This window comes from Glycomyces sp. NPDC048151, from assembly GCF_043202775.1.
Classification (GTDB): Bacteria; Actinomycetota; Actinomycetes; order Mycobacteriales; family Micromonosporaceae; genus Glycomyces.
Map to the genome: position 1 here is coordinate 102,086 of NZ_JBIDBB010000012.1, position 24,018 is coordinate 126,103.

The window sequence follows — 24,018 nt, forward strand, 5'->3', positions numbered from 1 at the left end:
GGACCTCAGCTGTCGTAGTTGACCCAGTACTTGGCGGTGAAGAACGTGATCGCGGTGAACACGGCGATGATGACGAGCAGGGTCCAGGCCATCGCGGAGGCGTAGCCCATGTTGAACTGGTTGAAGCCCTGCTGGTACAGGTAGAGGTTGTAGAACAATGTGGAGTTCGCCGGTCCGCCGCCGCCGTTGTTCATCACGAAGCCCTGCGTGAACGTCTGGAACGACGCGATGAGCGACTGGATGAGGTTGAAGAAGATGATGGGGCTGAGCAGCGGCAGGGTGATCGACCGGAAGCGCCGCCATTTCGAGGCGCCGTCGACGGCGGCGGCCTCGTAGTACATGGTGGGGATCTGCCGCAGCCCGGCCAGGAAGATCACCATGGGCGACCCGAACGTCCAGATGTGCAGGATGATGAGCGTCGTCAGCGCGTAGTCGGGGTCGGAGGTCCACGAGATCGCGTCGATCCCGAACCAGCCGAGGAACGCGTTCACGATCCCGTCGAACCCGAACACGTACCGCCACAACAGGACCACGGCGACGCTCGCGCCGAGGAGCGAGGGCAGGTAGAACACGGCCCGGTACCAGGGCAGGCCCCGGATGCCGCGGTTGAGGATCATCGCGACGCCGAGCGCGGCCGCGAGCGACAGCGGCACCGACACGAACGTGTACACGAACGTGACCTGCAGCGACTTGAGCAGCACGGGGTCGCGGAACATGTCCGCGAAGTTCTCCATGCCGATCCACTTCGGAGCGTTCAGGAGGTTGTAGTCGGTGAACGCGAGGTAGAGCGACGCGAAGAACGGGACGACCGTGAAGAGCATCCCGATGAACCACGGCAGCAGGAAGAGGTACCCGGCGCGGTCCTTTCGCGCCCTCCTGCGCCGCGGCTTCGCTTGCGGCGCAGGAGGGGCGACCGCCCCCGGCATGACGGCGGTCTTGGTCGGCGCGGTGGTCACCCTTCGATCGCCGCCGTCGCCTCGGTGATGAACTGGGCCGCCCCGTCGGCGGGGCTCTGGCGGCCGAACTCGACCTCGACGGCGATCACGTCGAGGAAGTCGGCGATCGCGCTGCCGCCGGGCGGGTACGTGTAGGAGCGCGGCAGGTCCTCGCCCTGCAGTCCCATGAGGTACTCGGTCGCGGCCAGGTCGTCCGGCTCGAGCGAGTCCTTGATCTCCTCGGCGACGGCCGTGCTCGCGGGGACGCCGCGGGTGGTGCCGGTGGCGAGCGACGCCTCGGGGTCGTTGGTGAGGAAGTTCAGGAGCCTCACAGCTTCCTTGGGGTGCTTGGAGGCCGCCGCGACCGACCACAGGTGCGGGCAGTCAACCGATTGCCCTCTGCGCACTGCCTGGGTCTCGCCGGGGATGCGCAGCAGCGCCAGGTTCCCGCCGCAGGCCTCGTTGTAGCCCAGGAAGTTGTTCGTCGGGATGATCTGCGACGCGAGCTTGCCCTGCGCGATGTACGACTGGTCGGCGGAGCCGCCGATCTCCTCGAAGAACCCGGCGGGCGGGTACGCGCCGGACTGGCGCATCCCGTCGGCCAGCTCGAACCAGGCCTGCATCGTGCCCGCGGAGACGCCGAGCTTCCCGTCCTCGGTGAACAGGTCCTCGCCCTGCTGGCGCACCCACACGACGAGGTTCTGGAGGGTCTGCACGTCGTACCCGGTGCCGTACACCTCCTTGCCGGAGGCGTCGCTGATGCCCTGCGCGAACGCCGCCAGGTCGTCCCAGCTCCAGGTGTACCCGTCGGGGACGGCCACGCCGTACTGCTCGGCGAAGTCCTTGCGGATGACGAACCCGACCGCGTTGAGCCCGGCCGGGACGCCGAACACCGAACCGTCCACTTCGGCCAGGTTGGCGGCGTTCTCGCTGAGGCCGCTCAGGTCGATGTCGTCGCCGTACTCGTTGAGGTCCAGGAGCGCGCCCCGGTCGGCGTACTCGCGCAGCGAGTCCATGCGCATCGCCATGAGGTCGGGCGCGTCGTTCGCGGCGAACCGGGTGGCGAGCTTGTCCTGGTAGGGGCCGGAGTCCTGGTACTCGACCTCGATCGTGATGTCGGGGTTGGCCTCCATGAAGATGTCGAGGGCGGCCTGCGTCTTCTCGGCCCGGGTGGCGTCGCCCCACCAGACCATGTTGAGGGTGACGCCGTCGCCGCTCTCGTCGTCGCCACCTCCGCCGAAGCCGCGCCCGCAGGCGGCGAGCCCGGGGACGGCGGCCAGGCCGAGGCCGGAGAGCTTCATGAGGTTGCGGCGGTTGAGCTCCGAGCCGGAGGCGGGGGGTCGTTCAGTGGTCACGCTTGCGGTCCCTTCACGGTGAGGGGTGGGGGGTATCGATCGGACTCGATAAGTGCGACCAGGTTAGGGCTGTGAGCCAGGTTATGTCAAGTCATGAAAAAAATTAGATGGAAGTTTCGGCAACCCATTGACGCAAATCGATGACCGTGCCTAGGCTGAGCCGAGCAGACGCCGCCCCCGTCGATAGGAGCGTCACATGAACCCTTGGCCCGCAACGAGGCTGCGCCGAGCCGCGGCGGCCGCCGCCGCAGCGGGGCTCGTCCTCGCCGGCCTCGCCGCCGCCGTCCCCGCGAGCGCCGAACCCCCGAGCCGCCCCCGCCAGGGCTGGTCCGACACCGCCGACGGCTTCGCGTCGCTCCCGGGGCTGGGCCGCGGCCCGACCACCGGCGGCGAAGGCGGCGCCGTGGTGGAGGTCGACACCATGGCCGAGCTCCAGCAGTACGTCACCGCCCCTGAGCCCTACGTCGTCAAGGTGACCGGCGCGATCACGATCGAGCCCAAGGGGACCGAGCTCAAGGTGGCCTCCGACAAGACGATCGTCGGCGTCGGCACGTCCGGCGAGATCGTCGGCGGCGGGTTCTTCCTCGGCACCGGCGTCCACAATGTCATCATCAGGAACCTGACGATCCGGGACACCCTCATGCCCGAGGACGACCCGGACGACAAGGAGTACGACTTCGACGCGATCCAGCTGGACACGGCCGACCACATCTGGATCGACCACAACACGCTGACGCGCATGAACGACGGGCTGCTCGACAGCCGCAAGGACACGACGTTCCTCACCGTCTCCTGGAACCGGTTCTTCGACAACAACAAGACCTTCGGGATCGGCTGGACGCCGAACGTGACCTCGCAGATCACGATCCACCACAACTGGTTCAAGAACACCGTGCAGCGCAACCCGAGCGCCGACAACATCGCGAACCTGCACATGTACAACAACTACCTGGAGAACGCCTCGGCGTACGGCAACTACGTGCGCGGCAAGACCAGCGCGGTGATCGAGAACAGCTTCTACCGGGGCACGCACAACCCTTACTACACAGTGGACGGCGAGCTGGTGCAGCGGGGGAACATCACCGTGGACTGCACGTGGGGCGACGTGATCCGCGAGCAGGGCGACGCGTTCGACCCGCGCGACTTCTACGACTACAAGGCCGACCCGGCGGCGGCCGTCCCGGCCCTCCTGAACGAATTCAGCGGCCCGCAGCCCGAGATTGGGACCTGAGCTGCGGCGCGACTGGATTCTCTGCGGCGGCTCCCGGCACTGCGCACCAGTGCCGGGGGCCGCTGTTCAGCGTTCGCGGAGCAGTTCGCAGGGCGCGTCCTCGCGGCGCAGGAAGGCGAGCTGGGCGCGTTTGCCCTCGACCTCGATCTGCGGGCCGAGGGTGAACCCGGTGCGGCGCATGCGGGCCGCGGCCTGCTCGTTGCGGGCGTCGGGTTCGACGACGATGCGCCGGTGATCGGGGTCGGCGAAGAGGAACGCGGCGAGGACGCCCATGAGGGCGCCGGTGAAACCGACCGTGGCGTTCCCGCCGGCGGCGGCGACGAGCAGGTGCGCGCCGATGTCGCCGGGCTCGACCTCGTAGCACTCGCCGACGGGGTCGGCAGCGGGCTCGTAGGTCTGGAACAGCGCGACGGGCTGGGCGTCGCGCAGCAGCAGGTAGGCGTGGTGGGTGTCGAGCGATTCGAGGTACTCGTAGATCTCGAGCACGTATTCGCGGGTGTGCTCGGTCATGCCCCAGAAGCGGGCGCGCTCCTCGGTGACCCACCCGTAGACGAGGTCGAGGTCCTCTTTCGGTCTGACGGGGACGACGGCGACGGTGCCGAAGCCGTCGAGTGTCTGCTCGAAGACTGCGGGGCGGTCGATCATGCGGTACTCCTCTTGCAGCTGTTGCCAGTCGGTGACGACGGGGGCGAGTTCGCCGCGCTGCCACAGCGGGAACTGGTCGCGGTAGTGCGGCGTCCCGGGGACGCCTGACGCTCCGAAGGGGACGATCCAGCGGGACTGGTCGCGGTCGGCGAGGTCCCAGACCCAGCGGGCGGCGGGGCCGCGCGCGAAGTCCTCGGTGATGCCGGGGGCGCCGGAGGTCGACAGGATGCAGTCGGCGTCGCCGGACATGCCGTCGAGCGCTTCGGGCGGGTCGATGTCGCGCCAGGGGACGAGCCGGTGCACGTCGCCCCAGGCCGCTGGTGGTGCCACGGCGGCCGTCTCGATCGCTTGGCGCAGTGCGGTATCGCGTTCGGCGGGGGTCACGAGGTCGCCGTCGAGGAGGTGCTCCAGGGCGAACGCGATGCGGACCTCGAGCACGAGCCAGGGCGCGAAGACCTCGGGGTAGCGCGACGGGGCGGCGAGCGGGGCGAACACGGGCAGCGCGGCGAGCGCGCGGATGAACGCGGCGCGGAAGGCGGCGAACGCGGCGGCATCCGTGCTCTGGGCGTCCATCCGGCAATCCCAGGCGAGCAGCCGGTCGCGCAGCCGCGCAGCGTCACCGCTCAGGTCCAGTTTGGACACGAGGGCGAGGAGCGGTGCGGCGGTGGGCAGGAACGTGTCGGCGTGGATCCGGGCCATGTCGGCGGCGGTCCAGTCGTCGCGGCCGCCGAGGAGCGCGGTGATCCTCTCGGCGCGGTGGGGCGCGCAGAACTCGACGCCGAGCTCCCCGGAGATGCCGCGGTCGTTCGCCATGGCGGCGATGCCGTGGACCTCCTTGGAGGCCATGGGTTTCCAGCCGCGCCACGCGTACTGCGCCTCCCAGGCGGGGACGGGGCGGACGAGGTTGGCGGCGTCGCGTTCGGGGACGCGTCCGGCGACGCGGTGGAGGAGGCCGCCCGCGGTGTCGGCGGCCATGACCACGTTGACCGGGAGGACCCAGTCGTCGAGGGCGGCGTCGACGTCGGCCGCGGTGCGCGCCCGCAGCAGTCGCGGCAGGGCGGCGAAGCCGATCTCGGGTTCGGCGTGGAGGGGGCTGCGCAGGCTCAGGGCGGTCTCGCCGTCGTCGGCGATGACGGATCCGCGTCCGGTCTGGATCACCTCGACCGCGGCGGGTTCGGCCCCGGCGACCTCGATCGTCTCGGTCCAGGACCTGGTCGGTTCCCAGCCTGCGGGGCCGAAGGCCTCGACGGTGCCGTCGGCGCTGCGGCGCAGCCGCTCGTGGAAGAGGTCCTGCGTGTCGGCCATGGCGTTGGTGATCCCCCACGCCACGTCCCCGGTGTGTCCGAAGTGGGCGATTCCGGGGATGCCGGGCATGGCGAGGCCGACGACGTCGAACTCGTTGCAGGCCAGGCGGATCTGCTGGTAGGCGCCGGGGAGCTGGAGGAACCGGTGCGGGTCGCCCGCGACGATCGCCGCGCCCGAGGCGGTGCGCGTCCCGTCGACGATCCAGCCGTTCGACCCGGTGGGGGCGGGCCCGTCCATGGCGAACCGGTCGACCGCGTCCTCCCCGAGGTGCTCGATGACGCGCTCGCGCCAGAGCTTCGCGGGGAACCCGGACCCGAAGAGCAGGTGCTCGGCGTGCCAGACGGCGAGCGGCGTCCACGGCTCCCAGACCCCCGGGGGGCCTTGGAACTCCGGCGCGTCGGCCTTGGCCAGGCCCGCGTTGACGCCGTCGGTGTAGGCGCCGACCCAGGCGGCGGTCGCGGGGTCGAGGCGCGCGAAGGCCGCCTTCGCCGCGTCGGCGATGCCGGTCTGGCGGGCGAGCCGGTCCCAGGGCAGCCATTCCGCGCCGAACACGGCGGCCGAGGTCCCGGCCGCGCGGCGGCGCAGGGTCTCCAGCTGCCAGGCGCGGTCGTCGGCGGCGTTGCGGCCCTGGGCGAAAGCGAGCGACTGGGGATCGGCCGCGCGCAGATGGGGGACGCCCCAGGCGTCCCGATAGCACACGAAGCTCATAGTTAGGTTAGTCTAACCTAATCGTTGGATCGTAGTTTCGCACAGGGATGCGAGAAGGGAACGGACATGGGCCACGGCTGGGAGGGCGCAGTACTGAAACTGCTGCGCGCCAAGGACTTCACCTTCACCGTCACGGGCGCGACACAGATCACCGAGCACTACCGCCGCCTCGAGTTCACCGACGGCGGCCTCCTCGCCGAACTCGGCGTCCACCCCACCATGTGGGTCCGCCTCTGGTTCGACAACCAGGGCAAGCCCCACCAGCGCGGCTACACCCTCGTCGACCCCGACCGCGAAGCCGGCACGTTCGCCATCGAGTTCGCCCTGCACAACGGCATCGCCAGCGACTGGTCCCAGAAGGCCCAGCCAGGCGACACCGTCCAGGCCACCGTCTACGGCACCGGCTTCGCGCCCCTCGACCCCGAGCCCGAGCGCCTCCTCATCGTCGGCGACGCCGCCTCGCTCCCGGCGGTCAACTCGCTCCTCGACGCCTTCCCCGACACCCCCGCGACCGTCTGGTTCGAGACCTCCAGCGACGACGAGCTCCCCCACCGCACCACCGCGCATCACGACCTCCGGCTGGTCCCCCGCGACGGCGACGCCCTCGCCGACCGCGTCCGCGCGGAACTCCCCGCTCTCGCCGCCGACCCCGCCCGCTCCTACTGCTGGATCGCCTGCGAGGCCAAGGCCACCCGAGCCCTCACCGCGTTCGCCCGCAAGGAGATCGGCTTCCCCAAGGACCGCATGCACGCCATGGCGTACTGGCGCGAGTAGCAGGACGCGGGCGCACCGGACCGGGACGCCCGCGCAGCGCGTCCGCGGTCATCCGTCGGCGGAGACGTCGCCGTGCTCGTTGCACTCGTCGTGCTGGTTGCTGTCGGGGTCGAGGAGGCAGACCTCGATCTCGATCGTGTCGCCGGGCTTGACGTTGTTGTCGCGGAACGGGTCCCAGACCATGACGTCGCCCCACGCGCCGCGCTTGTACTCCTTGTAGTGCGAGTCGCCGTTCTGGGTCACCCGGACCCAGATGTCCCAGCCGTCGGCCCAGGTGTCGTCGATCTCGACGTAGTCGTCGTTGTTCCCGCCTCCTGACCCGCCCTTGCCGTAGTCGACGTACTGGGCGTACCCGGCGTCGTTCTGCGTGGCGACGGTGAAGCCGTCGTCGACGCCGCGTCCCTGTTCTTCCGCAGCGGCGGCGCCGGTCGCGGTGACGGCGATGAAGGCCGCGCCTGCGAAGACGGCGCTGAGGACTCGTGCGAGTTTCATTGATGTTCCCCCCGTTGGGATCTCGAATCGCCGCGGGCACGCGGCAGGGCCCCGCCCTCGGGCGGGCCGTTCAGGGATCTCGGGGACGTCCGGTTCCGAGACGAACCGGCGGCCTTGGCCGCAGTGTCGCTTTTCGGTGCGGCACTGGCGGATCGCTGTCGACCGCTCCCCGCCCCCGATTAGAGCACGATGCGGCGCCGGGGTGTCCGGGTTGAGCGAAGACACAGGTAGGCCCGGAGGCAGCGGGCCCTCGCCCGGGCGGTCCCAGTGGCGGTCGGATCCGTCGCGCGCCTCTGCTGCCGCTTCGGCTTCGACGCGTCGGCCGTGGAAAACGCCCCGGGTCCACTACCGTGATGCTGGCAGTCAGCAGACCCGAGGCGAGGAGGCGGCCCCATGGCAAGCACCGCGGAGATCAAGTCGCAGATCCAGGGCGCGATCGAGCAGGTCCAGGAGGCGATGGGCGCCATCGGCGGCGCCCAGTCCCAGACGGACAACGCGATCGGCGCGGGCACCGCCGCCACCCAGGACACCGGCAGCTCCATGCCCGGCGAGGCCCTCGGCCAGTGGCAGCAGGCGAAGGAGAAGCTCGAAGAGGCCCTCACGCTCTACCAGGGAGGATCGGACACCTTCGAGCAGTACGCGAACTCCATCTGACCGAGCACCGCGGAGAGCCGACCAGCGCCTGAACGAACACCGCGCCGGACCGAGCCGCGCCGCCCCGGGCACCGGGCCCGACCTGCCCCGGGGCACCGGCCGCCCCTAGCCCCTAGAACCAGCTCCCGAAGGACGGCCCTTCCCGGGCCTCCTCCGGCCGCCCGCCGAAGACCTCGCCGTCGCGCCACGCCCGCACCGGCCCGCGCCCCCGCAACTCCCCGCACTTCCCCAATGCCATCCGCGCCCGGCCCAACCGGGCGCGCAGCTTCCCCGCCCCGATCATGACCGCGTCCCCGCCAGCGCGGGCACCGCGTCGACAACGGCTCCGGCCACGGCCGCCGTGACACCGCTCGACGCTGCCCCGATCGGCGAGGCCGTCCCGCCCGTCGCGACCGCGCCCGATCTGTCCGCACTCGCCGGAACCGCTGCGGGCCTTGCCGTCCGGGCCGGGACCGTGACCCGCGTCGAGTTCGCGACGAGGATCCACACCAGCGCCGAGAGCACGACCAGCAGCACCCGCTGCCCGACCCCGCGCCAGTCGCCGCCGTCGAGGAAGCCCGGCAGGAACGTGTTCAGCGTCGTCGTCAGGAACGTCAGCGCCGCCAGGCCCGTCACCCACCACGTGCCGCGCCGCACCCAGTCGGGCACGTCGGCGTCCTTCATGCGGATCGCGCACAACGCCGCGACGACGGTGAGCAGCACGAACGCCGCACCGGCGGTGTAGCGGTGGATCTGCGCCCACCACGTCAGCCCCGATTCGGGTGTGCCGGTCCGGAAGACCGCCGCGCACAGCAGCATCACGGCGGTCGAGCCGAGCAGGAAGCGGATGAAGCCCTCGCGGGCGAGGCCGACCCCGCGCCCGGCGAGGATCGCGCAGGCCAGCGCGAGCGCCAGCACGGAGGCGGGGAACAGGAGGATCCCGGGCCAGGTCAGGGCGTAGCTCGAGACCGGCGTCGCCACCGGGTCGACCGCGCCGGACTGGGTCAGGTGCATCACCGCGAAACCGGCCTGGCTGGCCGCGACCGCGGCCATGGCGGTCACTTCGGCTGCGCGGGAACGGAACAGGTTCTGGATCATGCGGCGAACGGTAGGGGCGGGGACGTGCGGTTCCCTCAAGCCGAGGCGTGGAATCGGGCCTCATACCCAGGGGTGAGACGCGGGTCGGCGACCCGTACCCGGGAGTGAGGTCGCGCAGGCCGCGGGCGGCATAGGTTGGTGCCGTGAAGTCCCGTGAGAAGTCCGAGCCCGCTCCGTTCAGCGCCGTCCGTGTCGTGGTCAACTACCTGGTCGCGGCCGGTCCGGTCGGTTCGGGGACGTGGCGTTGGCGGTTCACGACGACGCTCGCGCTCATCGGGCCGGGGTCGGTGCCGCTGGCGCTGGTGCTGCTGTTCAGCCAGGACCAGGTGCTCCGGTACGACTACGAGATCGGCTGGGGCGCGATCCCGGCGATGGCGACGGCCGCTGCGGTCGTACTGGCGCGTTTCCGTCCGGTGGAGGCGTGGCTTCTGGTCATGGGGTCGCTGGTCGCGGTGATGTTCGGCGCGGACTTCATCGGCTGGCAGCCGTGGCCGCTCACGTCGCCGAACCTGTTCGCGCTCATGGTGGTCCTGTTCGCGCTGGCGCGCGACCGGCGCCCGTGGGCGGGTGTGATCGCGTGGTCGTCGTATTTCCTGGCGGGCGCGGCGGCGATCTGGCTCTCGAACGCACGGCTGGTGACGATCGTGTCGGACCCGGTCTCGAACCCGACGCCGACTCCGGCGTCCGACAGTTTGACGCTGGGGGCGCTGCTGGGCGCTTTGGCGTTCCTGATCGGGTTCACGGTGCGGATCTCGCGGCAGGGGCGACTGCGAGTGGCCGAGGAGGAGCGAGTCGCCGAGTCGGAGCGGCATCAGCGGCGGCTGTTGGAGGAGCGGACGCGGATCGCGCGGGAGCTGCACGACATCGTGGCGCACCACATGTCGGTGATCACGGTGCAGTCGTCGACGGCGGAGTACCGGCTCGCGGACCTTGGTGAGGAGGCGAAGGCGGAGTTCCGGTCGATCAGCGACCAGGCGCGCGAGTCGCTCGCGGAGATGCGGCGGCTGCTGGGGGTGCTGCGCAGCGAGGACGAGGCGGGCGCGCGTGAGCCGCAGCCGGGCCCGGAGGCGCTGCACGGTTTGGCGGAGGCGGTGCAGCGGGCGGGGACGCCGGTGGAGCTGCGGGTCGGGCAGCTGCCGGAGGAGCTGCCGGAGACGGTGGCGCTCACGGTGTTCCGGGTGGTGCAGGAGGCGTTGAGCAACGTGGTCCGGCACGCGCCGGGGGCGGTGGTCGAGGCGGATGTCGCCGCCGCTGACGGGCAGGTCACGGTTACGGTGGTGAACGGCCCTCCCTTGGAGAGGCTGGCGAGCCATAGGTCGGCGCGGCCTGCGGGTTCGCCCGCGTCTGATCCGCACGGGTCGGGGTTGGGCCTGGTCGGGATGCGCGAGCGGGTCTCGCTCGACGGCGGGACGCTGGAGACCGGACCGACGGCCGACGGGGGTTTCCGTGTGCGGGCGGTGCTGCCGATCGAGGACCGTTCGAGCGCAGAGGAGTCTTAGTGCAGATCAAGGTGCTGATCGCCGACGACCAGGCGATGGTCCGCGCCGGTTTCGCGGCGTTGTTGAACGCGCAGGCGGACATCGAGGTCGTCGGGGACGCCGAGGACGGTGTGGGCGCGGTGACCGAGACGGCGCGGCTGCGGCCCGACGTGGTCCTCATGGACGTCCGGATGCCCACTATGGATGGTCTGGAGGCGGCGAGGCGGATCCTGTCGGCGCCCGAGGAGCGGCGGCCGCGCGTGCTCATGCTCACCACCTTCGATCTCGACGACTACGTGTACGAGGCGCTTCGCATGGGCGCCAGCGGGTTCCTGCTGAAGGACGCGCCGCCCGGGGACCTGATCGCGGCGGTGCGCGTGGTGGCCGCGGGCGACGCGCTGCTCGCGCCGTCGGTGACGCGGCGGCTGATCGAGCAGTCGTTCAAGGCGAAGCCTGCGCTACGGCGGTCGGCGAAGCTGGACGCGCTGACGCCGCGCGAGGAGGAGGTCCTGCGGCTCATCGCGCGCGGCCTCTCGAACACCGAGATCGCGAAGGCCCTGTTCGTGTCCGAGCAGACGGTGAAGACGCACGTCGGCAAGGTCTTCAGCAAACTCGGCCTGCGCGACCGCGCCCAGGCGGTCGTCTGCGCTTACGAGACGGGCCTGATCACGGCGGGCGACCCGCGGGAGCACTGACGCGACCTGCACAAACGCGCCAGTGTCGGACCCGCGTGGGAGAGTCGTCCTATTTCTCCGGTTGGTAGGAGGCGGTTGCGGGTGGGAAGGGGCATGCCCTACGCCCGACCCGCAGACCCCTCGGCCAGCAGACGCCACCCACCACCACCGCACACCCTGCCCAGCCCCCGGCCCCGACCCGACCTGGCCCAGCCCCAGCCCCAGCCCCAGCCCCAGCCCCAGCCACCGTCCCGGTCCCGCCCCAGCCACTGACCCGGTCCTCCCGCCCCTGGTCCCGGCCACCGCCCGCCCCCATCACCTCACCTCGCCTCAACTCCTCGCCCCTCCTCTCCCCCGAAACATCTCCCGCAACAAACTCCGCCCCCTACTGGAACAGATCGTTCCGCTCTGCTATTATCGGAACATGACATTCCGTTCCGGAGTTTCGAAGAAGGAGAACCCCATGCGCATCCTCGTCACCGGCGCCACCGGCACCGTCGGCAGCAACGTCGTCGAGCAGCTCACCGCCCTCGACCCCACCATCCAGATCCGCGCCCTCACCCGCAACGCCGAAGCCACCCTCCCCGCGGGCGTCGAGATCGCCGTCGGCGACCTCGCCTCGCCCGACACCGTCGCCGACGCCTTCAAGGACGTCGACGCCGTCCACTTCATCAACTTCGCAGGCCACGGGTACGGCGCGCTGCCCGACCCCGCCGGGCTCGTCGCCCTCGCCGAAGCGGCCGGCGTCCGCCGCGCCACCGTCCTCGGCGGCGTCGCGACCGGCCCGCTCGAACAGGCCCTCGCCGCCAGCGCGATCGAGACCGCCTACCTGCACCCGGTCGAGTTCATGTCGAACGCGGCCATGTGGTGGTCCGCGGTCGTCAAGGCCGGGGAAGCGATCCGCGAGCCGTTCGGGGACCGCCTCAGCGCGATGGTCCACCCCGCCGACATCGCCGCGGTCGCCGCAAAGGCGCTGGTCGACGGCGGGTACGACGGGCAGTCGCTGGTGATCACCGGCCCGGAGGTCCTGACGATGCAGGACAAGGTGCAGATCCTCAGCGAGGCCGTCGGCCGCGAGATCGCGTTCGTGGAGCTCACTGTCGAAGAGGCCCACGCGAAGTGGCGCAGCGAGGGCATGCCCGAGGGCGTCATCGCGTTCCTCACCGAGGCGCTCGGGAACACGCCCGAGGAGGGCAAGACCGTGGCCGACACGGTCGAGCGGGTGACCGGACGCCCGGCGCGGAGCTTCGCCGAGTGGGCGGCCGAGCACGCCGACGCCTTCCGTTAATTCAGCGAATCCCGCAGGGGCGCATCCGCAAACGTGCGGATGTGCCCCTTTTCGCCGCTAATTCTGGGAATTCACAGGCTAATTGACATTCCTGAAACAACGCACCACTTTGGTTGATATTCACTGAATTACTTGCATCTTTAACTTTTTCCGGTTTACCCCTAGTCTCCATGTATGGCATGGCTCACCATCATCTCGGCGCCGTCCGCAACCAGCGGGCGACGCCGGCCTGCCATGTCGGCCGCCTTCCCCGTCGGCCGTCGATGCCCTCACCCGAAAGGCATGCATCACATGAATCGCCAACGCGCGCTTGCGGTCACCGCCGCCGGCGCCCTCGCCACCGCTCTCTCCCTGGCCGCCGGGGCCGCCCCGGCCTCGGCCGAGATCCTCGACGCCAAGGCCGACCAGGCCCGCGCCGACCTCACCGGCAACGTCTCCCAGGGCCTGATCGACGAACTCCAGGAGACGTTCGGGCTCACCGAGTCCGAGGCGTACGACCGCCTCGCGGTCGAGGACGTCGCCGCCGACCTCCTCGAGGAGGTCCCGGCCGACCTCGACGAGTCCTATGCGGGCCTGTGGGTCTCGGAGGACGCCGACGAGGTCTTCGTCGCCACCACCGACGCCGCCGACACCGCCGGCCTGCGGGCCGAGGGCGCCACCCCGGTGCTCGTCGAGCACGACCTCGCCACCCTCGAGGACGCCGCTGGAGCGCTCAAGTTCATCGAATCGGAGGGCTACTACGGCAACTACGTCGACGTCGTGGCGAACACGCTCGTCATCGAGGCCGCCGACGCCGCCACCGCCGCCGCCGTGATCGAGGCCGCCGGGATCGACCCGTCGCTCGTCACCGTCGACGCCGGAGCCGAAGCGCCGCAGCCGTTCTTCGTGCGCGGCGGCGACTCGTACATCGTCGAGAACTCGTGGCGCTGCTCGGTGGGCTTCTCGGTCCGCCAGGGCTCGACTCCGGGCTTCGTCACCGCCGGCCACTGCGGCTCCGCGGGCGACCAGGTCACCAGCGGCGAAGCGGCCCCCGGCACCTTCCGCAACTCGGTGTTCCCCGGCTCCGACCGCGCCTGGGTGGCCGTCGGCACCAGCGAGACGCTGCTGGACGACGTCAACATGTACTCCGGCACCCGCGACGTCGCGAACGCGACGCAGGCCGCCGTCGGCTCCTCCATCTGCCGCTCCGGTTCGACCACCGGCTGGCACTGCGGGACCGTGCAGGCGTTCAACCAGACCGTGAACTACGCCGAAGGCGCCGTCCGCGGCATGACCCGCACCAACGTGTGCGCCGAGCCCGGCGACTCCGGCGGCTCGTTCATCTCCGGCAACAGCGCGCAGGGCATGACCTCCGGCGGCTCGGGCAACTGCAGCTCCGGCGGCACGACCTACTTCCAGCCGATCGGCCCGGCTCTCAGCGCCTGGGGCCTGACCCTCGTCACCAGCTAGGCGGCGAACGCATCACCTTGGGGGCCTTCCGGAAGGGAGGCCCCCTCCTTCGTCTCCCCCCAGGGTGCTCAGTGAACGCGTTCCGCCCGTGTGGATGCGACCGAACCTCAGAGCCTGCTCAAAATGCGCTGAATGATCTGGTTTCAATGCATATTGAAGTTCTACGATCTCCCGCATGACCGATACTGCCAACGGCAACAAGATCACCCGCCGCACCGCACTCACCGTCGGCGGCGCCGCAGGCGTCGCGGGCGTCGGCCTCGCCGCCTACAGCGCGAACGCCCAGCCGCCCGGCCGCCCCGGCCAGCAGCCCACCGCCAGCGCCGCCCCGACCACCGCCCTCCCCGACGACACCTGCGTCCTCACCACCGAGATGACCGAAGGCCCCTACTACCTCGAGTCCACCCGCCGCACCGACATCACCGAAGGCAAGCCCGGCGCGCCGCTCGCCCTCCGGGTGACCGTCCTCGACGCCGCGACCTGCGCGGTCCTCCCGAACGCCGCCGTCGAGATCTGGCACTGCGACCAGTGGGGCTACTACTCCGGGTTCACCGGCAACAGCCCCGGCGGCACCGTCCCGCCCGAGGACGGCATCGGCGACGAGAACACGTTCCTGCGCGGGTACGTCCTCTCCGACGCGTCCGGCGTCGCCGCGCTCACCAGCATCTTCCCCGGCTGGTACCAGGGCCGGTGCTGCCACATCCACGTCAAGGTCCACACCGGCGGCACCGTCGGGTCCGACGGCGACTACGAAGGCGGCTCCGAACTCCACACCGGACAGTTCTTCTTCGACGACGCGACCGTCGCGGCCGTCTACGCCACCGCCCCCTACAACCGGCACGGCGGCGACTGGCTCACCCTCGACGAGGACGGCATCTACGACGGCGGCGGCGCCGCCAGCGGCCTGCTGACCCTGACCGCGAACGACCCGGACGACCCGTCCGCAGGCCACGTCGCGACCATCACCGTCGGCGTCCAGACCGCCTAGCGACCAGTCCCCTGGGCTTCCCCACGTCTCCTAGGACCCCTCCCGGGCCCCGGCGTCCTCGTCGGGGCCCTCCCGCTTGCCGCGCAACGCGCCCACGTACACGCCCGCGAGGATCAGCGGCGCGCCGACCAGCAGCGAGACCGTCAGCGGCTCGTCGTCGAGCCACGCCGACACGCAGATCGCCACCAGCGGGATCACCACGAACACGTACGCCGCGCGCGACGCGCCCCACCGCTGGATCACCGTCAGGTACAGCACGAACGTCAGCACCGAGCCCGCGACGACCACGTACGCCAGCGCCCACCACGTGTCGCTCACCTCCGGCAGCGCCCACCGGTCCCCCGCCGCGAACGAACCGGCGAACAGCAGCACCGCCGCGGCCGCCATCCCCACCGCGTTCATCGTCACCGGGTGGACCTTCGGCAGCCGCTTCACCAGCACCGCCGACTCCGCGAACGCCAGCACCGCGCCCAGCGCCGCCAGCAGGACCGGGACGGGCACGTCGGCGCGTAGTGGCGCCTGAGACACGACCGCGACGCCCGCGACCGCGACGAGCGTGCCGACCAGCGCGCCGGTGTGGAACCGCTCCTGGCCCTGGGCGACCGCGAGCAGCAGCGCGGTCAGCGGCACGAGCGCCAGGAGAGTCTGGCCGAGCCCGGCGTGGAGGTAGACGAGCGCGTAGTACGCGAGCGAGAACGACACCCCGAAGTTGAGCACCCCGAACAGAAGCGTCCCGGCGAGCGCCTTCCCGTGCGGGAAGCGCAGCCGCAGGACGGCCATGATGGCCAGGAGCAGGAGCGCGGCGGTGCCGAACCGCAGCGACGCGCCCCACAGCGGGTCGAGCTCGCGGTTGCTGAACCTAATGCCGACGGCGTTGCCGCCGGCGAGGAGGGTCGCGCCCGCGAAGGCGGCGAGAGCGGCCCGGTCGCGAGTGGGCTGCATACCCTCACGATAGGCCCGTACCAGCAGGTCAGGGGCCGGAAACCGGGGGTCAGAGCGCGAGCGGCAGCACCTCGGCCTTCCAGCGGACCTCGGCGTTCACCCACCCCGCGACGCGGTCGACGGCGGCGTGCAGGTGCTCCCGGTCGGCGCGGGCGTCGTCCCACTGCACGGCCTCCACGACGAGCTCGCCGCTGCTGCGGCGCAGCGCGACCCGGCCCGGCAGGTCCGAGCCGACGAACACCGGCAGGCAGTAGTAGCCGAAGGTGCGCTGCGGCTCGGGCACGTAGATCTCGATCTTCCAGCCGTGGCCCCACAGGCGCTCCATGCGCTCGCGCAGCCACACGAGCTGGTCGAACATCGACACGGCGACCGCGTTCTCGGCGCCGGTGAGGCGGGTGCGGCGCACCTGCGGGTCGATCCAGGCGCGGGCCTTCCAGCCTTCGACGGCCACCTGCTCGACCTCGAGTTCGCGCAGGACGCGCTCGGTGTCGGCGTTCTTGAGGCGGAAGTAGTCGGCGACGTCCTTGGTGGTGCCGACGCCGAGGTTGCGCAGCGCCGTGGACACCATGTAGCGCAGGCAGGTCTCGTCGTCGGCGTCCCACAGGTGCTCGGCGGGGATGGCGCGTTCGGCGAGCTGGTAGACGCGTTTGAAGCCGATCCGGTGGGTGCAGGCGACCTCGCCGAACCATAGGAGCCGTTCGACGGCGTGCTTGTGGTCGGTGCGGTGGTTCCAGCTGTCGCCCATGTCGCCGGTGCCCCGGTCGCGGTGCATCGCACCGGAAGGGAAGTCGGACACGGTGATCGCGCCGCGCTCGGCGAGCAGCGCGAGCACCTCGGCTTCGGCGACGGCGAGCGAGTCGTCCTGGTACCGGTCGCGCCAGTTCCGGCGGCGGCGCGCGAGGTACGGCCAGGCCGAGACGGGCAGCAGCGACATCGCGTGCGCCCAGTACTCGAACGCGACCGGGCTGCGGCGGCGCTCGAGGCTCCGCACGGCTTCGTCGACGTCGAGGTCCCGGGCGAGGAGCGTCAACTCGTGCGCGCGGCGCACCGCCGAGATCGTGTCGAGCTGGATGCACCCGAGCCGCTCGAGCACGGTCTTGAAGCGGGTCGCCTTGGGCCGCAACTGCGCGGCGATGGCGATCCGACGGGCATCGGCAAGCCGCAACGACTCAGGCACGGTTCCGGTCCTCTCCCAGCAATACGGCGGTCACCCCAGACCGTACAACCGCCCACCGACAACCCGCCCCACCCGGCGCCCAGATCATGCCCGCAAGCTGCCCAAACACCCAAATGTCGGACCCGTATGCGACCGTGGTCTTTTTCGGTTGGCAGGAAGGCGGATGCGGGTGGGAAGGGGCACGCCCTACGCCCGCGCCGCAGGCGCGCCGCGCGCGGCCAGCGCGGCCGCCTCCCCACGCTCCTTCCGAAAGCGCGACTCGACCCCACTCAGCCCGAGCCCCGAGCCCCGACTAGCTAGTTCGGCGCCACCGCCACCGTCCCCGTCTCCGCGCGCGGGTCCGCCGCGCCCTCCGCGTGCCCGGCTTCGTCAACCTCGATCAAGTGCGCGTGCCCGAAACCGCTCCCGGCCTCGGCCTCCGCCACCGCGAACCCGCGCTCGCGCAGACCCCCGGCCCACGCCTCCGGCCCGCCGGCCTCCAGCTCCACGTCGGTCTCGTGCTCGCCCGCCCAGGTCCCGAACCCGCTCTCGCCCGGGTGCAGACGCCACCGCGCCGCACCCACGGCCGCCTCGACCGACTCGCCGCCGTGCAACACCCGCGCGATCAGCTGCGCCACGATCTGCGGCTGCGAATCGCCGCCCATCGACCCGGCCACCAGCCGCAGCGACCCGTCCGCCCGCGTCACCAGCGCCGGCACCAGCGTGTGCGGCGGCCGCTTCCCCGGCCCGAACTCGGCCGGGTGCCCCGGTTCCAGGTTGAACCCGACCCCCCGGTTCTGCAGCCCGATCCCCGTGCGCGGCTCGAACAGCCACGTCCCGAACCCGGCCGCGTTCGACTGGATGTACGAGACGCCCATGCCGTTCCCGTCGAGCACCGCCATATAAGTAGTCCCGCCGGCCGACTGCCGCACCGGCACCTCGGCCTTCCGCTCCGCGCTGATCCGCGCCGCCCGCTCCCCTGCCGACGACACCAGGTCCGCCACGTCCGCGCCCTCGAACAACCGCTCCGGCCGGTCGTACCCAGCCAGCCGCGACGCCTCCACCAGGTAATGCGCCCACAACGAGTCGCCCGCGTCCACTGGCAGGTCCAACCGGTCCGCGATCGCCAGCGCGAGCAGCAGCAGGTACCCCTGCGAGTTCGGCGCCGCCGCCCACACCCGGTGCCCGAACGCCTCGACGCTCAGCGGCTCCTCCCAGTCCGCTTGGGACGCAGCAAGATCCGCCTCGCTGAACAGGCCTCTGCCGAGCTCGATGAGCCCCTGGCCGAAGTCGCCCAGGTAGAACCCGTCACGCCCGCCCTCGGCCGCCGCGCGCAGCGCCCCGGCCGTCCGCTCCCGCCGCACCGTCGCACCCGCTTCGAGCCCGACGAGGTCTTCCGCGCCCTCCACGCCCTCGATCGTCTTGCCCGCCTTGGCGAGCATCGCCGTCGCGGGCCAGCCGCCCGACGCCAGCGCGATCGCCGGAGCCAGCAGCTCGGCCATCGGCCGCGTCCCGTACCGCTCGTGCAGCGCGAACCAGCCGTCCACGCACCCGGGCACGGTCGTCGACCGCAGATCATTGCGGAACGGCATGACCGCGTGCCCCTCGGCCCGCAGCCCCTCCGGGTCCGCGCCGGAACCGGCCCGGCCCGAAGCGTTCAGGTACGCCGGGACCGGCTCGCCCGGGACATGGACCAGCGCGAACAGGTCGCCGCCGAGCCCGCACAGGTGCGGGGCCACCACGGTCAGGGCCGCTCCCGCCGCGATCGCGGCGTCGACGGCGTTGCCGCCGCCCGCGAGCACCTCGCGCCCGATACCGCTGACGAGCGGATCGACCGAACACACCACACCCTGATCGACCACGGAGGCCTCCTTCTTCGCAGAGCGGGCCGTGCCCGCCGGGGGATCGTGCGCGCTGAACCGCAGGTCCGAGCGCCGCCACGAAGCCTACCTTGCCGGTCGGCTAGTAGAAAACGCTAGCGGTCGGTCCCGAACGCCCGCCGCCCCGAGATCAGCGCCGCCCGCCAGTACCACTCCACGTACCCACCGATGACGAGCGCCAGCAACCCCAAGTGCTGCAACGCGCTCAGCTCGCCCCGCAGCACCAGGCCCAACACCCCGGCCACCAGCAACGTCCGCGCGACCGCCCCCGCGAAGAACCCGCGCCGCCCCGCGCCCACCAGGTCCCGCCGGCACTCCGCGGGCAACGCCCGCAGCGAGAAAACCCACCCGCCCACGTACACCAGCCCGAGCACCCCGAGCACCATCCCGCTGGCAGGCCAAGGCGTAGGGAAGATCCAGTCGATCACGTTGAGCAGCAACGCCGCCCGCAGCACCCGCTCGTACCAGCGCCACGACCACCGCCGCAACGTCACCTCGTACAACAGCGACTCAGGATCGTCCTTCGCAGTCTCCCAAGCGACCCGGACCCCGGCGCTCAACCGCCCCCGCGTCTGCAGAATCTCCGCCAGGTCGTCCCGCACCGCCGCGTCACCCGGTTCGAGCTCCAGCGCCAGCACGTAATGCGCCTGGGCCCGCCTGTGCCGCAGGTGATGGTCGAAGATCCGCCCCGCCGTGTGCTGCACCCAGGCGTCGTCAGGTGAACGCTCAAGCGCCTGCTCCACCAGCTCCCGCGTCTTCGCGAACTCCTGGTCGACATACCGGTACCAGGCCAGCTGCATGTAGTACCGGCCGTTCTCCGGCATCAGGTCCACCGCCCGCCACAGCGACTCCGACGCCTCCTCGGCCCGCCCAAGCTCGAACAGCACGTTCGCCCGCAGCCAGTGCGCGTCCGCGTTCTCCGGCTCCTCCTCGACCGCCCGCACCGCCCACACGAGCGCGTCCTCCTGCCGCTCGTCCAGATGCAGGCACCACGCCAGCAGCAGCTGCGACACCGAACCGGCGCCGTACTTCCCGATGCCGTTCTCCAGGACCTCGGCGGCCTCGCCGTACTCGTCCCTGTCGATCAGTTCCCGCGCCCGGCCCTCCACCGCACCGGAGATGAACCTGGGCCAGGTCTTGTTCACCGCCTGCAGGACTCGCCCGCGCGCACGCGGAGAAGGGACCTCAGGCGGTTCGGCGGCATCGCTCATTCCCGACTCCAGATCGCTCGGGGGCACGTGAGACGACGAACCTGCCGGGAACGGGCACTTCCGCACGACTCGGACCGCGTGCCGGTGCTCACGACAGGTGCTTTTGTCTCCCGACGCCCTTAGCATAGAGGTGGACCGCGTCCACCTGTACGGCCAAGTCTCTTGTACCGTGGAGTGACTGCGGTGGGGACGAGAGGAAAGATCGGAACTGGTCATGGAAGAGCCGACACAGCCTGCTGACTCAGCCGGGCCGATCTCGTCGACGGTGCACCGCTGGCGGCGCCTCGCGGTCCGGCACGACCTCGAGTGGAGCGAACTCCTGCTCATCGCGTTGAACCTGTACGGGTTGCGCGGCAACAACTCCGAAGGCATGCGCCTGCGCCTGAACTCCGAAGACGAAGAGTTCATGCTGGTCCTGCCCGCTGACCGCGCCACGTCGCCGTTCAGCCTCCGCGCCCACGTCGACCCCTCCTCGCCCCAGCACGGGCTGAGCGAGCTGTGCGTCGACGGCACCCCCGTCGCCGAGATCATCGAAGCCGAACCCGGCGAAGAGGTCCGCGGCTACCTCCGCGCCGACGGCACCGCCGCGACCCTGCTCCTGCAGACCGGCATCGACTCGTCCGAACTCGTCAAGTGCTACCGGGACCTGTTGGAGGCCTTGGCCTCCGACCTCGCCGACGACGGCGAGCAGCACCTCTTCGACGAAGTCACCCTCTCCGCCGGCGGCGTCCACGACGAGAACCTCGTCGTCGAGCACCTCGTCGCAGTCCGTGAGGCGATGACCGCCGAAGGCCTCCCCGAGACCACGACGCTCGGCGTCCTCACCCCGGCCCTCCACAGCCAGACCGCCTTCGCGGAACTGGCCGCCAAGGTAGGGCCCGTCCTGCTCTTCCTCACCACCGAGACGTTCGAGGACGCCAGCCCCGCAGCGGCAGCCGAACCGACCGTCCCCGAGGACGCCGCGGCCGCCGACCCGCTGGTCGCTCCCACGAGCCACCAGTCGGAACGCCTCTCCGAGATCCTCGCCGCCGCACGCGAAGCCGGTCACAGGACCTCCTTCACGTACACCGTCGGCAGCGAACCGCTCGACGAGATGCGCGCCTGGCTCCTGCCGCTCGCCGAGCAGACCACCATGTGGCCCTCGCTCACGATCCTCCCGGCCGAAACGCCGGTAGACGACTCGCAGCACGTGGCCGCGCCCGACGAACGCCTCGACTTCTTCCTCGAAGCCCGGCGCCTCCTCGAGCAGATCTTCGCCCCCACCCAGCTCCGCCCGCAACCGTGGCGCTGCTACCGGGGCCTCTGGTACCGCCAACACGCTGGCGAACACCTCGACGGCCCCTACGTCTAGTCCGACAAACGCTCAGCGCAAGACGATCTCACCCTCAGCGGTGGCGATTCCCACGGCCGCAAGCCGTGGCTCGCCACCGCTGAAACGTATCGGCAGGTCAATCTCACCCACCCACTGCCGCATAGCGGGCTCGTCCCCGCCGACTTCCAGAAACGTCACAAGACCGGGCGCGCAATCATGCCCGCAAGCTCATGCAAAAGTCACTGCTGAGTGATGACGTCACATCTGGAGTACGATCACGATCTGTAGGGTCCGATCGGTCAGGTGGACTGGACGTGAAGGGCTGCAAGCCGACTGCGCTTATCCTGACCGGTTCGCCGACATGACCGATTATTCTGTGGTCATGGCCCCTGCTGATTCTGGGGATCGCCCCAGCGCTGCCGTCAATGAACACCTCCGCGCCGTCGAAGAGTTGTGTGCTCGCCCCTTCCCGGAGGAACATGGCCGGGACGGTGCCCTCGAGAGCGGCCCCGGCCATCATCTGCTCGTCTTGCGGACCAGTCAGGACTTCTGGGACGATCACGATGGCGAGGCTTCCCGGCAGGCGGCGGCTGACCAGCAAGTCCACCTCGACGCGCTGGTCGTGGCACTCGCCGATCGCTGGGGAGAGCCCACCACGGTCGACCTGTACCACTACCTCAAAAAGCACTTCAATGGCGCCTTGGTCCCTGAACCGATCAATGCGCTGTGCAAACTGACCACCACGATGCGCCTCTGGCCACGGACGCGAACCGATCGGTGGCTCGCGCTCGCCATCGGCCAAGAGGACAAGGAGCTGCCGATCGAACTCCTCGCTGCGGTCGGCGAAACCAGGGCGCTGCGCCTGAGTTCGGCGGGGAAGACATGACACCTGCGAAGTCTCGTTCGGGTGAGGTCGTGTCTTCGTTGCCCTGATTACGCATAGTGAGCGGCAGCGGGCTCGTGGATCACTCGGTGTGTGACTACTCAAGGAATCAAAGGGCGACCGCTGCCGCGTTTCGAGCATAGGACCGGCCTGGACACCGAGCAACTGCTGTTGCTGGAGCGGGAGGTCAGGGCCCGGATCGGCTCCTGGCAGCCGGACACCGGCCGCCGCAAGGCCCTGGAGCTGTTCGACGCTCTCGTGGTCTGCCTGATCTACCTGCGCCACAACACGATCCAAGCGGCACTCGGCGAGCAGTCGCGGATCTCGCAGGCGACGGTCTCGCGCTACGTCGAGGCACTGGAGCCGGTGGTTGCGACCTGCCTCGACCAGCTGGCATTGGAGCTGCGTGAGCAGGCGGTCCGCTCCGATCTGGTGGTCGACGGGTTCCTCATCCCCACCCGCGATCTCACCGACCCTCCGGGCTTGTTCTCCGGCAAGCGGCACAGGCCCGGCTTGAACGCGCAGGTCATCACCGATCTGCATGGACGGGTGGTCGATGGCGGCCGGATCGTTGTCGGCTCGGTCCACGATGCGAAGGCGTTCAAGGAGTCCGGGCTGGCCAAGGCCTACGAGATTCACCTGTCCGGGGAGGGCCCGAGCCTGATCGGCGACCTGGGCTATCTCGGCGTGGTGCCGCTGACTCCGTATCGGAAACCGGAGTACCGCGAGCTCACTGCCGCTGAGGGGCTGTTCAACCGGCAGGTCAACCAGCGGCGTTGGGTCGTCGAGCAGGGCATCGCACACTTGCGCTCGTGGAAGGTCCTCGCGACCGGCTTTCGCCGGCCGCTGCCGAAGGCCGACCGGACACTACAGACCGTGATCAAACTCCAGATGTACCGACATCACTCGAAAGAGGCTTTTGCATGAGCTTCCCGGCCTCGGCGTATGCGCGGCGCCATCCCTCGACCCGGCCTTCGCGAGGGACGTCGTACTCGATGAAGAACGGCCGCACCGGAGCCACATCACCGAGAAGCCGCCACTGCCCGGTGTCTCCGCCCCCCTCCGAGGGCTCGACACCGACTCCTGCTGCGTGAGCATCGAGGTCCTCCGGCTCGATCGCCCAGGTGAAAAGGCGGTCACCTGCCGCGATGAACGCCGCCAGCCCATCCGCGGCCTCGCTAGCAGCTGCGTCCGTAACCGTGACGAGCTCCAGATACACCGGCGGTTCGAGAGGAACCACCGCATTGGCAACCCCCGGAGCCGGCGATCCACCGAGCACCGTCCCCAAACCCCAGTCGCGACGGAGCCGTTCCGACGCCGCTTCGAGATCGCCCACTCCCAACAGGACGTGATCAATTCGGTTCATTCGAAGAACACTAACGTATTTGCCGGATGCCGAAGGGCCACAACGTAACCGCCGACTCCTGCCTCCCAAATCAGGGCATGCGGAAAGGCCCCCACCGTGAGGTGGGGGCCTTTCCTTTAAGTTAATGTTTGGCGGTGTCCTGCTCTCCCACACCCTCTCGAGTGCAGTACCATCGGCGCTGGAAGCCGTAACGACCGGGTTCGGAATGGGACCGG

At 70.4% G+C, this 24,018-nt stretch carries 21 protein-coding genes; 11 read left to right on the forward strand and 10 right to left on the reverse strand.

What is annotated here, in order from left to right; genetic code table 11:
- Positions 1-5 precede the first annotated feature (5 nt).
- Positions 6-926 (reverse strand): carbohydrate ABC transporter permease, encoded by a 921-nt coding sequence (locus ACGGCP_RS25470; RefSeq protein WP_392971099.1) that lies wholly within the window; start codon positions 924-926, stop codon positions 6-8.
- A 26-nt stretch (positions 927-952) separates the two neighbouring features.
- The gene (locus ACGGCP_RS25475) at positions 953-2,290 is read right to left on the reverse strand and encodes an ABC transporter substrate-binding protein (protein ID WP_392971027.1); all 1,338 of its coding nucleotides are present in this window, start codon (positions 2,288-2,290) and stop codon (positions 953-955) included.
- A 196-nt stretch (positions 2,291-2,486) separates the two neighbouring features.
- Here ACGGCP_RS25475 and ACGGCP_RS25480 point away from each other — a divergent pair, with 196 nt between their 5' ends.
- Positions 2,487-3,521, forward strand: coding sequence for a polysaccharide lyase family 1 protein (locus ACGGCP_RS25480; RefSeq protein WP_392971030.1), 1,035 nt, complete (start codon positions 2,487-2,489; stop codon positions 3,519-3,521).
- 66 nt (positions 3,522-3,587) lie between these two features.
- Here ACGGCP_RS25480 and ACGGCP_RS25485 read toward each other — a convergent pair whose 3' ends face one another.
- Positions 3,588-6,179 (reverse strand): GNAT family N-acetyltransferase, encoded by a 2,592-nt coding sequence (locus ACGGCP_RS25485; RefSeq protein WP_392971033.1) that lies wholly within the window; start codon positions 6,177-6,179, stop codon positions 3,588-3,590.
- Between the two features lie 66 nt (positions 6,180-6,245).
- On the opposite strand from ACGGCP_RS25485, the gene ACGGCP_RS25490 reads away from it, so the two are divergent.
- The gene (locus ACGGCP_RS25490; RefSeq protein ID WP_392971036.1) at positions 6,246-6,953 is read left to right on the forward strand and encodes a siderophore-interacting protein; all 708 of its coding nucleotides are present in this window, start codon (positions 6,246-6,248) and stop codon (positions 6,951-6,953) included.
- A 48-nt stretch (positions 6,954-7,001) separates the two neighbouring features.
- Here ACGGCP_RS25490 and ACGGCP_RS25495 read toward each other — a convergent pair whose 3' ends face one another.
- The gene (locus ACGGCP_RS25495; RefSeq protein WP_392971039.1) at positions 7,002-7,445 is read right to left on the reverse strand and encodes a hypothetical protein; all 444 of its coding nucleotides are present in this window, start codon (positions 7,443-7,445) and stop codon (positions 7,002-7,004) included.
- A 393-nt stretch (positions 7,446-7,838) separates the two neighbouring features.
- On the opposite strand from ACGGCP_RS25495, the gene ACGGCP_RS25500 reads away from it, so the two are divergent.
- On the forward strand, positions 7,839-8,099 hold the full coding sequence (locus ACGGCP_RS25500) for a hypothetical protein (protein ID WP_392971042.1): 261 nt from the start codon (positions 7,839-7,841) through the stop codon (positions 8,097-8,099).
- Between the two features lie 279 nt (positions 8,100-8,378).
- Here ACGGCP_RS25500 and ACGGCP_RS25505 read toward each other — a convergent pair whose 3' ends face one another.
- A complete protein-coding gene (locus ACGGCP_RS25505; protein WP_392971045.1) occupies positions 8,379-9,176 on the reverse strand; it encodes a DUF998 domain-containing protein in 798 nt (265 codons plus the stop codon).
- Positions 9,177-9,319: 143 nt separating this feature from the next.
- Here ACGGCP_RS25505 and ACGGCP_RS25510 point away from each other — a divergent pair, with 143 nt between their 5' ends.
- From ACGGCP_RS25510 to ACGGCP_RS25530, 5 genes are all read left to right on the forward strand, one after another.
- Positions 9,320-10,675: a sensor histidine kinase gene (locus ACGGCP_RS25510; RefSeq protein ID WP_392971048.1), complete on the forward strand. Its 1,356-nt coding sequence runs from the start codon at positions 9,320-9,322 to the stop codon at positions 10,673-10,675.
- The gene (locus ACGGCP_RS25515) at positions 10,675-11,349 is read left to right on the forward strand and encodes a response regulator (protein ID WP_392971051.1); all 675 of its coding nucleotides are present in this window, start codon (positions 10,675-10,677) and stop codon (positions 11,347-11,349) included. The genes ACGGCP_RS25510 and ACGGCP_RS25515 overlap by 1 nt, the downstream gene beginning before the upstream one ends.
- Before the next feature lie 442 nt (positions 11,350-11,791).
- Complete coding sequence (locus tag ACGGCP_RS25520) at positions 11,792-12,616, forward strand: NAD(P)H-binding protein (RefSeq protein ID WP_392971054.1); 825 nt, start codon at positions 11,792-11,794, stop codon at positions 12,614-12,616.
- A 291-nt stretch (positions 12,617-12,907) separates the two neighbouring features.
- Positions 12,908-14,065: a S1 family peptidase gene (locus tag ACGGCP_RS25525; protein ID WP_392971057.1), complete on the forward strand. Its 1,158-nt coding sequence runs from the start codon at positions 12,908-12,910 to the stop codon at positions 14,063-14,065.
- Positions 14,066-14,240: 175 nt separating this feature from the next.
- Positions 14,241-15,053: an intradiol ring-cleavage dioxygenase gene (locus ACGGCP_RS25530; protein WP_392971060.1), complete on the forward strand. Its 813-nt coding sequence runs from the start codon at positions 14,241-14,243 to the stop codon at positions 15,051-15,053.
- Between the two features lie 30 nt (positions 15,054-15,083).
- Here ACGGCP_RS25530 and ACGGCP_RS25535 read toward each other — a convergent pair whose 3' ends face one another.
- From ACGGCP_RS25535 to ACGGCP_RS25550, 4 genes are all read right to left on the reverse strand, one after another.
- Complete coding sequence (locus ACGGCP_RS25535; RefSeq protein WP_392971063.1) at positions 15,084-15,995, reverse strand: DMT family transporter; 912 nt, start codon at positions 15,993-15,995, stop codon at positions 15,084-15,086.
- 49 nt (positions 15,996-16,044) lie between these two features.
- Positions 16,045-17,172 (reverse strand): DNA glycosylase AlkZ-like family protein, encoded by a 1,128-nt coding sequence (locus ACGGCP_RS25540; protein WP_392971066.1) that lies wholly within the window; start codon positions 17,170-17,172, stop codon positions 16,045-16,047.
- Between the two features lie 296 nt (positions 17,173-17,468).
- Positions 17,469-19,013 (reverse strand): gamma-glutamyltransferase family protein, encoded by a 1,545-nt coding sequence (locus ACGGCP_RS25545; RefSeq protein ID WP_392971069.1) that lies wholly within the window; start codon positions 19,011-19,013, stop codon positions 17,469-17,471.
- A 113-nt stretch (positions 19,014-19,126) separates the two neighbouring features.
- A complete protein-coding gene (locus ACGGCP_RS25550) occupies positions 19,127-20,242 on the reverse strand; it encodes a tetratricopeptide repeat protein (protein ID WP_392971072.1) in 1,116 nt (371 codons plus the stop codon).
- Positions 20,243-20,456: 214 nt separating this feature from the next.
- On the opposite strand from ACGGCP_RS25550, the gene ACGGCP_RS25555 reads away from it, so the two are divergent.
- From ACGGCP_RS25555 to ACGGCP_RS25565, 3 genes are all read left to right on the forward strand, one after another.
- Positions 20,457-21,593 carry a hypothetical protein gene (locus tag ACGGCP_RS25555; protein ID WP_392971075.1) on the forward strand — a complete coding sequence of 379 codons (1,137 nt, stop codon included), beginning with the start codon at positions 20,457-20,459 and terminating at the stop codon, positions 21,591-21,593.
- A gap of 343 nt (positions 21,594-21,936) precedes the next feature.
- Complete coding sequence (locus tag ACGGCP_RS25560) at positions 21,937-22,440, forward strand: hypothetical protein (RefSeq protein WP_392971078.1); 504 nt, start codon at positions 21,937-21,939, stop codon at positions 22,438-22,440.
- A gap of 90 nt (positions 22,441-22,530) precedes the next feature.
- Entirely contained in the window at positions 22,531-23,364 is an 834-nt protein-coding gene (locus ACGGCP_RS25565) for a transposase family protein (RefSeq protein ID WP_392971081.1), read from the forward strand.
- Here the strand turns inward: ACGGCP_RS25565 and ACGGCP_RS25570 are convergent.
- On the reverse strand, positions 23,318-23,803 hold the full coding sequence (locus ACGGCP_RS25570) for a VOC family protein (RefSeq protein WP_392971084.1): 486 nt from the start codon (positions 23,801-23,803) through the stop codon (positions 23,318-23,320). The genes ACGGCP_RS25565 and ACGGCP_RS25570 overlap by 47 nt on opposite strands.
- Positions 23,804-24,018: the final 215 nt, after the last annotated feature.